Genomic DNA, 13,332 nt, shown 5'->3' with positions numbered 1-13,332 from the left:
CCACCCTCTTCGCGAGCAAGCCCGCTCCCACAATGGGGTTTCGCGGTGTCTTCTACAGGCTGCGCAATCTGTGCCACTCTTGCCGTCGATGACCTGCCTGGAGCTGTCCCGATGCTGTCCTTGATCTCCGACCACCCGTTGCTCTGTGCCCTGGTGCTGCTGGTGCTCGACCTGCTGTTGTGGCGACTGGTCAGCGCGCAGCGGACCTATTGGAAAATCGGCACGCGGCTGGTGATTTTTTCGTTGTTCAGCGTGCTGCTGTTCAACGAAGGCCTCAACCCGATGGTACCGGCGCAGTGGGTCGACGACGTGCCCCGGCACCTGGCGGCCACCGGTTTGCAGATTGCCTGGTGGTTGTTTGCCGCGCGGACCCTGACGGAGTTGATCGGTGCGGCGATGATGCAGCGGGTTGGCCACACCGGGCGGTTGCTGCAGGACCTGCTCGGCGCGGTGATCTTCCTGATCGCCGTCATCGCGGCCCTGGCCTACGTGCTGGACCTGCCGGTCAAGGGCGTGCTGGCGACGTCCGGCGCGGTAGCGATCATCGTCGGCCTGGCCTTGCAGAGCACTCTGAGCGATGTGTTTTCCGGAATCGTGCTCAACACCACCAAGCCTTATCAACTCGATGACTGGATTTCCATCGACGGCACCGAAGGCCGGGTCACCGACATCGACTGGCGGGCCACGCGGTTGCAGACCTCCCAGGGCAGCATGGCGGTGATCCCCAACTCCCTGGCGGCCAAGGCCAAGATCATCAACTTCAGCCGGCCCAGCGACGTGCATGGTTTGTCCATCAGCGTCCAGGTCAGCCCGCACGCCCGGCCGCAAAAGGTCATCGAAGCGCTGGAGCGGGCGATGATCGGCTGCCGTGCGTTGCTCGCCAGCCCGGCACCCTGCGTGACGCTCAAGTCCTCCGGCAGCAGCGGGGCGGAATACGAAATCAGCGGGTTCGTGGCCTCGATGGGGCAAAAGCGCGACGTGCGCAATCAGCTGTACGACCTGGCGTTCCGGCATCTGCGGGCGTCGGGCATCAGCCTGTTGTCTACCACGGAAAGCGCGTCGGCCAGCGCGTTCTCGCGGCCCAGGGCATTGCTGGAAAGTTCGAGCATTTTCTCCACCCTGCGCCAGGAGGAAAAGGACACCTTCAGCCAGAACATGACCCTGCAGACCTTCCGCCCCGGCGACATGATCCTGCCGGCGGGAGAGGTCAGCGATCACCTGCTCATCATCGAATCCGGCGTGGTCAGCGTCACCCTCGTGCGCAACGGCCTGACCCTCGAAGGCGGACGCATGGGGCCGGGGGAGGTCATCGGCGAAGCGGGCATCGTCGCCGAGCAAGCCACGCTGGCGAATTTTTCGGCGAAGACGTTCTGCAGCCTTTATCGCATCGAGAACACCTACCTCAAGCCGTGCCTGGAGGCCCGTCGTGACATCAGCGATGCCATGAAGAACCTGCTGGACGTGCGCATCCACCTGGCCGAGAACCTGACGCGCGAAGCCCCCAAGCCGATCGCCAAGAAGCGCTTTCTGCAGTGGCTGCGTAGCCGGGCTTGAGCGAATCCTGAAGTTGCCCCGCCCCCCTGTGGCGAGGGAGCTTGCTCCCGCTGGGTTGCGTAGCGACCCCAGAATCCTTGCGCCTGCTGCGCAGTCGAGCGGGAGCAAGCTCCCTCGCCACAGGGGCGATATTTGCCAGCCCTTTTTGGTTCATGGCCCCTGCGCATAAGTCGCACCGATGGGCGCATTGGCTACCCGAACTTCCCAACAATTGGCTATTTGTCTTGCGCTATTGCAGGGCTAACGTAGCGCCACACCCACCTTTGTTCTGGAGTTCACCATGCAACCGCGCATCGATTTCTACACCGCTTCTCCTGACGCTTTCAAAGCGATGTTCGCCCTGGAAACCGCCGTCTCGAAACTGGGCCTGGAAAAATCCCTGATCGAACTGGTCAAGCTGCGTGCCTCGCAGATCAACGGCTGTGCCTTCTGCATCGACATGCACACCGCCGACGCCCGCAAGGACGGCGAGACCGAACGGCGCCTCTACGCCGTCACTGCCTGGCGCGAGGCGCCGTTCTTCACCGGCCGCGAGCGCGCCGCACTGGCCTGGACCGAAGCCCTGACGCGCCTGAGCGAGACCCACGCCCCGGACGCCGACTACGCTCTGCTGAGCGAACACTTCAATCCCAAGGAAATGGTCGACCTGACCGTGGCGATCAACGCCATCAACGGTTGGAACCGTTTGGCGGTCGGTTTCCGCAAGATGCCCGAGGCTTAAGCCCGCGCGGGTGAGCGAGCCCGACAGCGATCCGTGGGGTATGAAGGGCTGGCCAGGCCTCAGACCTTCAGGACCCTGCCGCTGGCTGCCACCGCCACCAGCGCCAGGGCGATCAGCCCGAAGGCCACGCTCAGGCTGCTGCCATGGGCCACGAAACCGATCAACGCCGGGCCGGCCAGGATGCCGGCGTAGCCAATCGTGGTGATGGCCGGCACCGCGATGGCCTCTGGCATCAGCGTCTGCTTGCCGACCGCGGTGTACAACACCGGCACGATGTTCGAACAACCGGCCCCCACCAACGCATACCCCAGCAAAGCCGCCTGCCACATCGGTGCCAGGGTCGCCAACAGGAACCCCGTCGCTGCGAGGGCCCCGCCGTAGATGATGATGCGTTTGGGCCCCAGGCGACGCACCACCGAGTCGCCTGTCAGCCGACCCACCGTCATGGTCAGCGCGAACGCGGCATAACCCAACCCGGCGTAGGCGGTCTCCACGCCACGTTCGCTGGTCAGGAATACCGCGCTCCAGTCCAGCACTGCGCCTTCGGCCAGGAACACGATGAAACACAGGATGCCGATAAACAGCACCACGCCGTGGGGAATCGCAAACGCCGGTCCCGAGCTTTCGCTGCCGTAGGGCAGCAGATGCGGCGCGGCCTTGAACAGCGCCAGCAGCAACAGCGCGTTGACCACCAGCGTCGCCCCCAGCGGCGACAGGCCCAGGCCAAGCAGAGCGCTGACACCGGCCGCGCCGATGATCCCGCCGAGGCTGAACATGCCGTGGAAGCCCGACATCATGGTCTTGCCACTGGCCCGTTCGACGATCACCGCTTGCAGGTTCACGGTCGAATCCACGGTGCCGAGCCCGGCACCGAACACGAACAGCGCCGCCACCAGCCAGGGAAGCGTCGTCATCGTCGCCAGCAGCGGCAGCGCCAGGCAGACCAGGATCGTGCCGCCACTGAGCACCCGGCGGCAACCGAACCGCGCCGCCAGCGCACCGGAAATCGGCATCGCCAGGATCGAACCCACACCCAGGCACAACAACAGCAGGCCGAGCGTGCCTTCATCCAGGTTCGCCCGCGCCTTGGCGTAGGGCACCAGCGGTGCCCAGGCCGCAATGCCCACGCCGGCGATGAGGTAGGCAAGGCGGGTGGACATCTGTTCAAGGCGTCCGGGGACAAAAGTGGGCGGAGGGGTAATGGCGGTCATGAATCGTCCTTGGTTTTCGGGCGGTGCGGTCGGGTGACGCAGGCAGGGGCCTATGCTTGCATATCCACTGACCGCACCGCGACCCCAAGGTGCCCATGCGTTGTCGCGTCCTTCTGGTGTCCAGTGGCTTTACGGGGATGAGGTGTGCTTTTGTGGCGCGGGACCTTAAAGTGGCGGCTCACCTGGCAGCTTCCGGACCCGATTCATGACGCAGTTCTATGACGCACGCGGCAATCTCTATGGGGTGGTTTCACCGCAACAGGTGCGCGCCTTCGGTGTGGGGTTGCCACCAACGGCTGCCCAGGCCGCCCAGGCCCGCGAATCCTGGGCCGCGGCGGCGATACAGGCATTCTGTGCCTGGCTGCCGGGCGAGAAGCCGGCCGGCGCCAAGGACCATCGCAGCGACGGCCTGTTGATCGGGCCCTTCCAGAAGAAGCCGCCGTTCGATGTGTTGATCGTCAATACCGACGGCACCCTGGCCGAACGCAGTGGCAACGGCCTGACGATTTTCTCCCAGGCGCTGCGAGAGCAGGGCTTGATGCCGGACGATGGCGAATGTGTGCTGCAGGTTCATCATGACAAGCGCCAAGGCTTTTCACCGTTGCAGACTTCGGTGCGTGCCGCTGAGTTCGAGGGCCTGCAAGGCTTCTGGCTGGACCTGGGGCAGCCACTGTTCGGGCCGCAGGCAGTGGGTGCCCAAGGGGTGGACAGTGTGACCTTCGATCAACGAGACCTCAGTCGAGTACCTGCGCTCTGTGAGTTGAACCCGGCCTGGGGCCACAGTCAGTTCGTCAACCTGGGCAACCCGCACTGCGTGACGCTGGTGGAGGATGCCGAGGCGTTGCCGGCCAATGCGCAGATGGGCGCTGCACCACTCTTGCAGGAACTGACCCGCATCGCGTTCGCCGCGCCCGGTGGCGACGGGGTTCCCTGTCCGCTGGGGGTGAACCTGCAATGGGGCTGGCGCGAAGCCGAAAGGCGACTGGCGGCCCGGGTGTTCGAGCGCGGCGAAGGGCCCACCGCCTCCTCGGGCACCAGTGCCAGCGCCGTGGCCTGCGCCGCGTGGCGGGTGGGTTGGGTGACAGCGGGGCCGGTCAGCGTAGTGATGCCGGGCGGCACGGCGCCGATTCTGTTGCAGGAAGAGAGTGGAGAGTTGGTGCGGGTGAGTCTGTTTGGGGCGGCCAGGGTCATGCCTTGAGGGAGTCGTGAGGCTGATGGCCTCATCGCGAGCAGGCTCGCTCCCACAGTGGATCTTCAGTAGTCATCAATCTGATGTACAACGCTGAACCCCTGTGGGAGCGAGCTTGCTCGCGATAGCGCCGGATCAGTCACCCCAGTATCAATTGATAGACCGCCATCGCGAGCAAGCTCGCTCCCACGGGACGGCATCAGAGGTCAGTCCAACTGCGTTCCGAATTCCACCACCGGCATCTGCCGCTTCATCAGCACTTCACCCTGGCGAATCGAGTAGAGCGGCAAGCCCTGGCTGCGGATCACTTCGTAGTCACTGTCGGCCGAGAGGATCAGCAGGTTCGCCGGGCGTCCGGGTTCCAGCCCGTAGCGCTCGCCCAGGGCCATGGCCTTGGCGCTGTTGTCGGTGACCAGGTCGAGGGCGCTCTGCAGGTTGCGGTAGCCGAGCATGTGGCAGATGTGCAGCCCGGCTTCCAGTACCCGCAGGATGTTGCCGTTGCCCAGGGGGTACCACGGGTCGACGATCGAATCCTGGCCAAAGCACACGTTCATCCCGGCTTCGAGCAGTTCGTTGACCCGCGTGACGCCGCGGCGCTTGGGAAAGGTGTCGAAGCGGCCTTGCAGGTGGATGCTCTCGGTGGGGCAGGACACGAAGCTGATGCCCGAGTGCCCGAGTAGCCGGAACAGTTTGGCGCAGTAGGCGTTGTCGTAGGAGCCCATGGCGGTGGTGTGGCTGGCGGTGACTAGAGCGCCCATGTCGCGGCTGCGAGCTTCCTCGGCCAGCACTTCGAGGAAGCGCGAGTGCGGGTCGTCGGTTTCGTCGCAATGCACATCCACCAGGCAACCGGTGCGTTCGGCCAGGTCCATCAAAAATTTCACTGAACTGACGCCCTGGTCGCGGGTGTACTCGAAGTGCGGGATGCCCCCCACCACGTCGGCGCCCATGCGGATCGCTTCTTCCATCAACTCGCGGCCGTTGCGGTAGGACTCGATGCCTTCCTGGGGGAACGCGACGATTTGCATATCGACCAAATGGCGGTTCTCTTCGCGCACCTGCAACATCGCCTTGAGGGCGGTGAGCTGGGGATCGGTGACATCGACGTGGGTGCGCACATGCTGAATGCCGTGGGCGGCGAGGGCCTGGAGGGTTTTGCGCGCGCGGGTCCGGGTGTCTTCCTCGGTGATGGTGGCCTTGCGTTCGCCCCAGCACTCGATGCCTTCGAACAGCGTGCCGCTCATGTTCCAGCGCGGCTCGCCGGCGGTGAGGGTGGCGTCCAGGTGAATGTGCGGCTCGACGAAGGGCGGCACCACCAGGTTACCGCCAGCATCGAGGTCCTGGGGGCCCAGGCTGGGGGCCTCGGTCTGGCGGGCGATGCTGGCAATCAGGCCATTTTCCAGGTGCAGTTCATGCAAGCCTTCGTGGTTGCGCAGGCGGGCGTTGATGATGTGCATCAGGCGAGTCCCTTTCAGAGGTCTTGGAGTGGCGCGTCAGCGGAGCGAGCCCCCATGGCGCTGATCAATAGCACATACGCCAGAGAGTGGCGAGTGCCCTTTACGGCAGTACATCGCGCGCGCGACGGTCAGCCCCGCGTCCCGGACACCGGGGTGTCCGCATTGGCGCCTATATATCGCAACACCGCGGCCACGATCGCCTCTGGCGCGTCCTCCTGGACAAGGTGCCCGGCATTGGGGACGGGCAGCAGTTGTGCGCCCGGAATCAACCGTTGCAGGGCCTGGCCGCGTTCGATGGGGATCCATTGGTCATTCTCTCCCCAGAGAATCTGCGTCGGGCAACGTACGCTGGTGTACAACCCCTCGACTTCGCGGGTGTAGCGCTCGTCCATTTGCGCGATCTGTCGATAGAACGCCGCCTGGCCGGTCTCGCCGAGCCAGGGCTGGACGTAGGGCGCCAGCTCCCGGTCCGGGATGTCCCGTTCGATCGCGCCGCGGATATAGGTCGGCACGATGGCCCGCTGGATGTAATCGGGCAGGCCGCTAAAGGCCGCTTCGTGCTGACGAACATGCTGCACGAAAGGCGAGCCCCAGGGCGATAGCGCCACCGGGTCGATCAGCGTCAGGCTGCGGTAGTTCTTACCATTGAGCAGATGCGTGCGCAGCGCGGTGGCGCCGCCGAAGTCATGGGCCACCACATCCGGGCAGTCCAAGCCCCAGTGCGCCAGCAACTGCGCGAGCAATGGGTTCTGCACGCCGAGGGACACATCGGCATCGGGTTGCGCGGATTGGCCGTAGCCCAACAGGTCGAAGTAATGCACCCGGTGGGTGGAAAAGAAGAGCGGGGCGATCCGGTGCCACACATAGGACGAGAAGGGCGTTCCATGGACAAACACCAGCGGTGGCCCGTCACCCTGGATGGCGTAGCGAATGGAATGTCCGTTGAAGTCGTATACCTGATCCAGCTGCCAGTCGGTCATGGTCGATGCTCCGCCGAGAAGGGTTCAGGGGGTAGAGCATAGGCCAATGCAGGATGGCAGGAGAGCACAGTTGTGGCGAGGGAGCTTGCTCCCGTTGGGCTGCGCAGCAGCCCCGAAAGCGGCGACAACGATCGACCTGACGACGCAGCCCCAGGCTTAAGGGCCGCTTCGCGGCCCAGCGGGAGCAAGCTCCCTCGCCACGGGAACAGCGTGGGGTCACTCGCCGTGATAGATGCAGCCGCTGGTGCAGGTTTCATGGATGCGAATCGCGCTGAGTTCCGGCAGCAATGGCTTCAGCTCGTTCCAGATCCACTTGGCCAGGACTTCGCTGGTGGGGTTTTCCAGGCCGGGGATGTCATTGAGGTAGTTGTGGTCCAGACGCTCGTAGAGCGGCTTGAAGATCGCCTTGATCTCTGAAAAGTCGCGGATCCACCCGGTATGCGGGTCGATGTCGCCGCTCAGGTGGATCGCCACCTTGAACGAATGCCCGTGAAGGCGCCCGCACTTGTGGCCGTCCGGCACGTGGGGCAGGCGGTGGGCGGATTCGAAGGTGAATTCTTTGAAAATTTCCACAGGTTCGGGCTCTTTGAAAGATCAGTCGCGAGGCAGGCGGCGCAGTTTATCAGGTTGCCAACGGTGGTGCGCGGCCATGCTGACTAAAGGGTCAGCAATCGCTCGGCCAGGCCACCGTTGGCGGTCAGCTCGAGAAACTCGTCACCGAGGCGGCGACTCTCGTCCATCGCCTTGCGCCAGTAGGTGCGGCGGCTCGGGTCATCGCCCATGAAACGCTTGAAATCGTTACGGTCTGGCAGTTTACCGTAGGGCAGGCGAGCCAGGTATTCCCGTGACGGCGCCAGTAACAGCACGTCCTGCAGGCGTTCGACGCTGGCCCGACGCCAAGGCAGGCCTTTGTCGAACCAGCCGGGGATCACCCGGTCAGTGAAGTGCGGGTACAGCACGATGTCGTTGCCGCTGTAGGGTAGGTCGAGGTGATAATCCAGCAGGCCGCCGTCGCGATAGGTGCCGGCGCCGGCACCGGGCAGGTCGCGCACCCCCTGCATCACCATCGGGATCGAGCCCGATGCCAGCAGCGCCTGGCGCAGGTTCGAGGCGTCCAGCGGCACGAAGCGGGACGGAAAGTCCTCCAGCGGATGCAGCGGCGGAGCCCGGCGCGGGTCGTGGATGATCAGGCGTTCGAAGTGCCTTGAAAGCCTTGCACGGCCGCGCAGGTTGTCGGCAATCACCGACGATAACCCCAGGCCCAGTCGCCCGCGATGGTCCTGTGCCAGCCAGCCGTGGCTCTTGACCACCATGATGTTGAGCCGGTAGTGCGGGGTTTCGAGGATAGTGTTGTCGCGGCCTTCGAGCAGGTCGTCGAGCATGCGTTGCGAGCTCTGGCTGACGCCGGCCATGGTCACGCCCTTGGCGAAGCTCTGTTCGTTGTACAAGGTGCCCAGGCGTCGGATCCCCTCGGCGGCATCCGGCAGGCAGGCACTGGCGAAGCGCCAGGAACCCACCGAGGCCCCGATCAGCGAGCGTTCCCGGGGCGCGGCAGGCAGCCACTCGCCGAACAGCGCCAGGTCCAGCCCCTGGATCCCCAGGGCTTTCGGGCCCCCGGCGGCACCTGGCAACGTGCCGACGTCGGCGGCATTCAGGCCGGCCTGGCGGATGCGTGCGAGCGCACGAGGGCCGGCCTTGAGGGTGAGGGCGGGGAACTTGATGTGGATGGCTGTCATACCGGTCTCGTGACTTGGGCAAGCGAAGGATTATAGCGACACACGCTATCTGTGGGAGCGGGCTTGCTCGCGAATGGGGTGGGCCAGCTTGCATCGATGTTGGATGTACTGACGCCTTTGCGAGCAAGCCCGCTCCCACAGGATCGCGACCTTGACCTGGGTTCGATGATGGCAATTCAGTTTCAGTTAAGTTCACCCCGATACAGTTCCAAGGTGACGACTATAAAAAGGAGACAACCCATGAACCGCCTGACTGCCTTATTCATCGCGACCCTCATGGCCTTCAACGCGGGCCTGGCTCACGCTCGCGACTTGGGGGCCGATGAGTCCCGCAAGCTGCAAGACGCTGGTACCATCCTGAGCTTTGAAAAACTCGACGCCGCCGCCCTGGCCGAACACCCGGGTGCCACCGTCACCGACTCCGAGCTGGAAGAGGAGTACGGCAAGTACATTTACCAGGTAGAGCTGCGCGATCCCCAAGGCATCGACTGGGACCTGGAATTGGACGCCGTCACCGGCAAGGTACTCAAGAATCATCAGGATACGTAATGAAGCTTAATTTACGCGCCCGCAGCCGCTGGGCGCTGGCGCTGCTGGCGGTCTGTTCGGTGGTGGTGGCCCGGGACCTGGACCAGGACGAAGCCCTGCAACTGCGCCAGCAGGGCGTGATCCTGCCGCTGGAGCAACTGCTGCAACAGGCGCTGGACCGTCATCCCGGGGCCAAATTGCTGGAGGCCGAGCTGGAAGAAAAGCACGGCGTCTTTATTTACGAGGTCGAGCTGCTGGACACCGACGGCGTCGTGCGCGAGCTGGACCTGGAGGCCGCGACCGGCCGTTTACTCAAAGATAAGGAAGACTGATGCGCCTGCTTCTGGTGGAAGATCACGTTCCCTTGGCCGACGAGCTGATGGCCGGGCTGACACGGCAGGGTTACGCCGTCGATTGGCTCGCCGATGGGCGCGACGCGGTGTATCAAGGCAGCAGCGAGCCCTATGACCTGATCATCCTCGACCTGGGCCTGCCGGGCGTGCCGGGCCTGGAGGTCCTGGCCCAATGGCGTGCCGGTGGCCTGGCCACGCCGGTGCTGATCCTGACCGCCCGCGGCTCGTGGGCCGAGCGCATCGAAGGCCTCAAGGCCGGGGCCGACGATTACCTGACCAAGCCTTTTCATCCCGAAGAACTGCACCTGCGGATCCAGGCGCTGCTGCGTCGCTCCCATGGCCAGTTCAACCAGCCGACGCTCCAGGCCGCCGGGCTGCACTTGGACGAGGGGCGTCAATGCGTGATCCGCGACGGCACCGACATCCAGTTGACCGCCGCCGAGTTTCGGCTGCTGCGCTATTTCATGCTGCACCCCGAGCAGATCCTGTCCAAGAGTCATCTCGCCGAGCACCTGTATGACGGTGAGACCGAGCGCGATTCCAATGTGCTGGAGGTCCATGTCAATCACTTGCGACGCAAACTGGGCCGCAGCGTGATCGAAACCCGTCGCGGCCAGGGTTACCTGTTCGGCGGGCAGGCCCAATGAGCGACCTGCCGTGAGATCCATCCAGCGCCGCCTGAGCCTGGGCCTGATCGGTGTGATGGTGGTGGTGGGCCTGGTCCTGGCCCAAACCAGCCTGTGGCTGTTCGAGTTGGGTTTGCAGCGTTACCTGGAAGCCGGGTTGCGCAACGACAGCGAGAACCTGCTGGTGGCGCTGGTGCGTGGCCCGCAGGGCCTGCAACTGGATGAGCGACGCTTGTCGCCGGCCTACCAGCGGCCGTTTTCCGGGCATTACTTTCGCATCGATTTTGCCGATGCCCACTGGCGTTCCCGCTCGCTGTGGGACCAGGAACTGCCCCGGCTCGACCATCCGGGCCTGCACAGCAACCTGCAACTGGGCCCCGAGGGCCAGAAGCTGCTGGTGTTGCGCACCGATTACCGGCGCCTGGGCCAGGCGATCTCCATCAGCGTCGCTCAGGACTACACCCCCGTGCGCGACAGTTTCCGCCGGATGCAGCAGATCGGCCTGGGCCTGGGGTTGGCGGGGCTGCTGCTGATCCTGTTGCTGCAACGCCTCACCGTGCGTCGGGCCTTGCGCCCGTTGGACCGGGCCCGGGAGCAGATTGCGCAGTTGCAACGCGGCCAGCGTTCACAGCTCGACGAGCAGGTTCCGCGCGAGCTGGAACCGTTGGTGGCGCAGATCAACCATCTGCTGGCCCACACCGAGGACAGCCTCAAACGCTCGCGCAATGCCCTGGGCAATCTCGGCCATGCCTTGAAAACACCCTTGGCGGTGCTGCAGAGCCTGGCGTCGAACGAGAAACTCGATCCACACCCCGAGTTGCGCAAGCTGTTGCTTGAGCAACTGGAGCAGGTACGCCAGCGCCTGAACCGTGAGCTCAATCGCGCCCGGTTGGCCGGCGATGCGTTGCCCGGCGCCCACCTCGATTGCGACGCCGAACTGCCTGGCCTGCTGGCGACGCTCAATATGATCCACGGCGAACACTTGCATTTAAGTTACCTCGGCCCTCCTGGCCTGCACCTGCCATGGGACCGCGAGGACCTGCTGGAACTGCTGGGCAACCTGCTGGATAACGCCTGCAAATGGGCCGACGCCGAAGTGCGCCTAACGGTGACCGAGACGGCCGGGGGATTCAGCCTGGCCGTGGAAGACGACGGCCCAGGCATCCCTGAAGACCGCCGCGACCAGGTGTTCAGCCGCGGCACACGGCTGGATGAACAGACCGATGGCCACGGCCTCGGGCTGGGGATCGTGCGCGACATCGTCGACAGCTGGGGCGGCAGGCTGGTGTTGGACGCCAGTGAGTGGGGTGGGTTGAAGGTGGTGATCGAACTGTCCAAGCGCTGAAGCCTGCACTTGCCACTGTGGGAGCGGGCTTGCCCTTTGTGGCTGGCACAAATCCCTCTGTGGGAGCGGGCTTGCCCGCGAAAGCGCAGTGTCAGTCATGAATGTTTAGCTGATACACCGCCTTCGCGGGCAAGCCCGCTCCCACATTTGACGGAGAGAGGCCCGGCGCTTTGTGGCTGGCACAAATCACCACCTTGGCCCTTGCAGCTTGCCGCCGCTTCCTGCAAAGTCGCGCCCTTTTTGTCCGGTGGCTTTCCATCGCTGTGCTTTGAGGTAACGATGATAAATGCAGTAATTGCCGCGGTTGGCATCATGCTGGTGCTCAGCTTGTCTCGTGTGCATGTGGTAATCGCGCTGATCATTGGCGCGCTGGTGGGGGGCTTGACCGGGGGCTTGGGCATCGACGCGACGCTCAAGGCGTTCAACGCCGGCCTTGGGGGTGGTGCGACGGTGGCGCTGTCCTACGCGTTGCTCGGCGCGTTCGCCGTGGCGATTGCCAAATCCGGCATGGCCCACGCCCTGGCGGACAAAGCCCTGGCCATGGTGGACCGTCAGGACGCCGCCGGCGGGTCCGGCGTCAAATGGGTCTTGATCGGCCTGTTGGGCACCGTCGCGGTCGCCTCGCAGAACATCCTGCCGATCCACATCGCCTTCATCCCGCTGCTGGTGCCGCCGCTGCTCTATGTGCTGACCAAGCTGCAACTCGATCGCCGGTTGATCGCCTGCGTCATGACCTTCGGCCTGATCACTCCCTACATGTTTTTGCCGGTGGGCTTTGGCAACATCTTTCTCAATGAAATCCTGCTCGCCAACATCGCCCGCAGCGGTGTGGACGTCAGCGGCATCAACGTCACCCACGCCATGGGCATCCCGGCGTTGGGCATGGTGTTCGGCTTGTTGCTGTCGTTGTTCAGCTACCGCAAGAAACGCGCCTACGACCTGAAGAAAATCGCCCGGGTCGAGCAAGTGGCGGTGCGCTACAACCCGATGAGCCTGATGGTGGCCGGGTTGGCCGTGGCGGCGGCGTTCGCCATCCAGTTGCTGGTGGACTCGATGATCATCGGTGCCCTGGTCGGCTTCCTGATTTTCTCCCTGTCGGGGGTGGTGCGTTGGCGTGAGACCGACGACCTGTTCACCGAAGGCATGAAGATGATGGCGATGATCGGCTTCATCATGATCGCCGCCTCGGGGTTTGCCGAAGTGATGAAGGCCACGGGTGAAGTCCAGAGCCTGGTGGAGGCCTCGGCGGCCTGGATCGGCCATAACAAGGGGATCGGTGCGCTGATGATGCTGCTGGTCGGGCTGCTGGTGACCATGGGGATCGGTTCGTCGTTCTCCACGGTGCCGATCCTCGCGACGATCTTCGTCCCGCTGTGCCTGCAACTGGGCTTCAGCCCACTGGCGATCGTCTGCATCGTCGGCACCGCCGGTGCCCTGGGCGATGCCGGCTCGCCTGCCTCGGACTCGACCCTGGGCCCGACCTCCGGCCTGAACATCGACGGCCAGCACCATCATATCTGGGACACGGTGGTCCCGACCTTCATCCACTACAACCTGCCCTTGCTGGCGTTTGGTTGGGTGGCGGCGATGGTGTTGTAAGGGATATTCAAACAGGCTCAGGACCGAGCCGAACCC

The 13,332-nt window shown here is 64.3% G+C and carries 13 protein-coding genes; 8 read left to right on the top strand and 5 right to left on the bottom strand.

What is annotated here, in order from left to right:
- Positions 1-111: 111 nt before the first annotated feature.
- Both VM99_15360 and VM99_15355 read left to right on the top strand, forming a co-directional pair.
- Positions 112-1,554, top strand: coding sequence for a mechanosensitive ion channel protein MscS (locus VM99_15360; protein AKJ99375.1), 1,443 nt, complete (start codon positions 112-114; stop codon positions 1,552-1,554).
- Between the two features lie 280 nt (positions 1,555-1,834).
- The gene (locus tag VM99_15355) at positions 1,835-2,275 is read left to right on the top strand and encodes an alkylhydroperoxidase (GenBank protein AKJ99374.1); all 441 of its coding nucleotides are present in this window, start codon (positions 1,835-1,837) and stop codon (positions 2,273-2,275) included.
- A 59-nt stretch (positions 2,276-2,334) separates the two neighbouring features.
- Here VM99_15355 and VM99_15350 read toward each other — a convergent pair whose 3' ends face one another.
- Positions 2,335-3,486 (bottom strand): MFS transporter, encoded by a 1,152-nt coding sequence (locus VM99_15350; protein AKJ99373.1) that lies wholly within the window; start codon positions 3,484-3,486, stop codon positions 2,335-2,337.
- A 205-nt stretch (positions 3,487-3,691) separates the two neighbouring features.
- Between VM99_15350 and VM99_15345 the strand changes: the two genes are divergently transcribed.
- Positions 3,692-4,684 carry a DeoR faimly transcriptional regulator gene (locus tag VM99_15345; GenBank protein AKJ99372.1) on the top strand — a complete coding sequence of 331 codons (993 nt, stop codon included), beginning with the start codon at positions 3,692-3,694 and terminating at the stop codon, positions 4,682-4,684.
- Between the two features lie 197 nt (positions 4,685-4,881).
- Here the strand turns inward: VM99_15345 and VM99_15340 are convergent, their stop codons facing one another.
- From VM99_15340 to VM99_15325, 4 genes are all read right to left on the bottom strand, one after another.
- Positions 4,882-6,129: a cytosine deaminase gene (locus VM99_15340; GenBank protein ID AKJ99371.1), complete on the bottom strand. Its 1,248-nt coding sequence runs from the start codon at positions 6,127-6,129 to the stop codon at positions 4,882-4,884.
- Positions 6,130-6,257: 128 nt separating this feature from the next.
- The gene (locus VM99_15335) at positions 6,258-7,109 is read right to left on the bottom strand and encodes an alpha/beta hydrolase (GenBank protein AKJ99370.1); all 852 of its coding nucleotides are present in this window, start codon (positions 7,107-7,109) and stop codon (positions 6,258-6,260) included.
- Between the two features lie 216 nt (positions 7,110-7,325).
- Positions 7,326-7,682, bottom strand: coding sequence for a 6-carboxy-5,6,7,8-tetrahydropterin synthase (locus VM99_15330; protein ID AKJ99369.1), 357 nt, complete (start codon positions 7,680-7,682; stop codon positions 7,326-7,328).
- 83 nt (positions 7,683-7,765) lie between these two features.
- A complete protein-coding gene (locus VM99_15325; protein AKJ99368.1) occupies positions 7,766-8,845 on the bottom strand; it encodes a hypothetical protein in 1,080 nt (359 codons plus the stop codon).
- Between the two features lie 240 nt (positions 8,846-9,085).
- On the opposite strand from VM99_15325, the gene VM99_15320 reads away from it, so the two are divergent.
- From VM99_15320 to VM99_15300, 5 genes are all read left to right on the top strand, one after another.
- Complete coding sequence (locus VM99_15320; GenBank protein ID AKJ99367.1) at positions 9,086-9,394, top strand: peptidase; 309 nt, start codon at positions 9,086-9,088, stop codon at positions 9,392-9,394.
- On the top strand, positions 9,394-9,705 hold the full coding sequence (locus VM99_15315; GenBank protein AKJ99366.1) for a peptidase: 312 nt from the start codon (positions 9,394-9,396) through the stop codon (positions 9,703-9,705). The genes VM99_15320 and VM99_15315 overlap by 1 nt, the downstream gene beginning before the upstream one ends.
- Positions 9,705-10,373 (top strand): transcriptional regulator, encoded by a 669-nt coding sequence (locus tag VM99_15310; protein ID AKJ99365.1) that lies wholly within the window; start codon positions 9,705-9,707, stop codon positions 10,371-10,373. Before VM99_15315 ends, VM99_15310 begins: the two co-directional genes overlap by 1 nt.
- Before the next feature lie 10 nt (positions 10,374-10,383).
- The gene (locus VM99_15305; GenBank protein ID AKJ99364.1) at positions 10,384-11,697 is read left to right on the top strand and encodes a histidine kinase; all 1,314 of its coding nucleotides are present in this window, start codon (positions 10,384-10,386) and stop codon (positions 11,695-11,697) included.
- 279 nt (positions 11,698-11,976) lie between these two features.
- Entirely contained in the window at positions 11,977-13,296 is a 1,320-nt protein-coding gene (locus VM99_15300; GenBank protein ID AKJ99363.1) for a sodium:proton antiporter, read from the top strand.
- Positions 13,297-13,332: the final 36 nt, after the last annotated feature.

The sequence above is a fragment of the Pseudomonas chlororaphis genome, from assembly GCA_001023535.1.
Classification (GTDB): domain Bacteria; phylum Pseudomonadota; class Gammaproteobacteria; order Pseudomonadales; family Pseudomonadaceae; genus Aquipseudomonas; species Aquipseudomonas chlororaphis_E.
The sequence above is the reverse complement of the archived record's forward strand: the minus strand, read 5'-3'. Positions and strand labels throughout refer to the sequence as shown.

What these genes read in the sequence shown, in the direction of transcription:
- VM99_15360 (AKJ99375.1), top strand. Translation starts at nt 112, where the DNA reads ATGCTGTCCTTGATCTCCGACCACCCGTTGCTCTGTGCCCTGGTGCTG.
- VM99_15355 (AKJ99374.1), top strand. Translation starts at nt 1,835, where the DNA reads ATGCAACCGCGCATCGATTTCTACACCGCTTCTCCTGACGCTTTCAAA.
- VM99_15335 (AKJ99370.1), bottom strand. Translation starts at nt 7,109, where the DNA reads ATGACCGACTGGCAGCTGGATCAGGTATACGACTTCAACGGACATTCC.
- VM99_15325 (AKJ99368.1), bottom strand. Translation starts at nt 8,845, where the DNA reads ATGACAGCCATCCACATCAAGTTCCCCGCCCTCACCCTCAAGGCCGGC.
- VM99_15300 (AKJ99363.1), top strand. Translation starts at nt 11,977, where the DNA reads ATGATAAATGCAGTAATTGCCGCGGTTGGCATCATGCTGGTGCTCAGC.
- VM99_15345 (AKJ99372.1), top strand. Translation starts at nt 3,692, where the DNA reads ATGACGCAGTTCTATGACGCACGCGGCAATCTCTATGGGGTGGTTTCA.
- VM99_15310 (AKJ99365.1), top strand. Translation starts at nt 9,705, where the DNA reads ATGCGCCTGCTTCTGGTGGAAGATCACGTTCCCTTGGCCGACGAGCTG.
- VM99_15320 (AKJ99367.1), top strand. Translation starts at nt 9,086, where the DNA reads ATGAACCGCCTGACTGCCTTATTCATCGCGACCCTCATGGCCTTCAAC.
- VM99_15340 (AKJ99371.1), bottom strand. Translation starts at nt 6,129, where the DNA reads ATGCACATCATCAACGCCCGCCTGCGCAACCACGAAGGCTTGCATGAA.
- VM99_15315 (AKJ99366.1), top strand. Translation starts at nt 9,394, where the DNA reads ATGAAGCTTAATTTACGCGCCCGCAGCCGCTGGGCGCTGGCGCTGCTG.
- VM99_15350 (AKJ99373.1), bottom strand. Translation starts at nt 3,486, where the DNA reads ATGACCGCCATTACCCCTCCGCCCACTTTTGTCCCCGGACGCCTTGAA.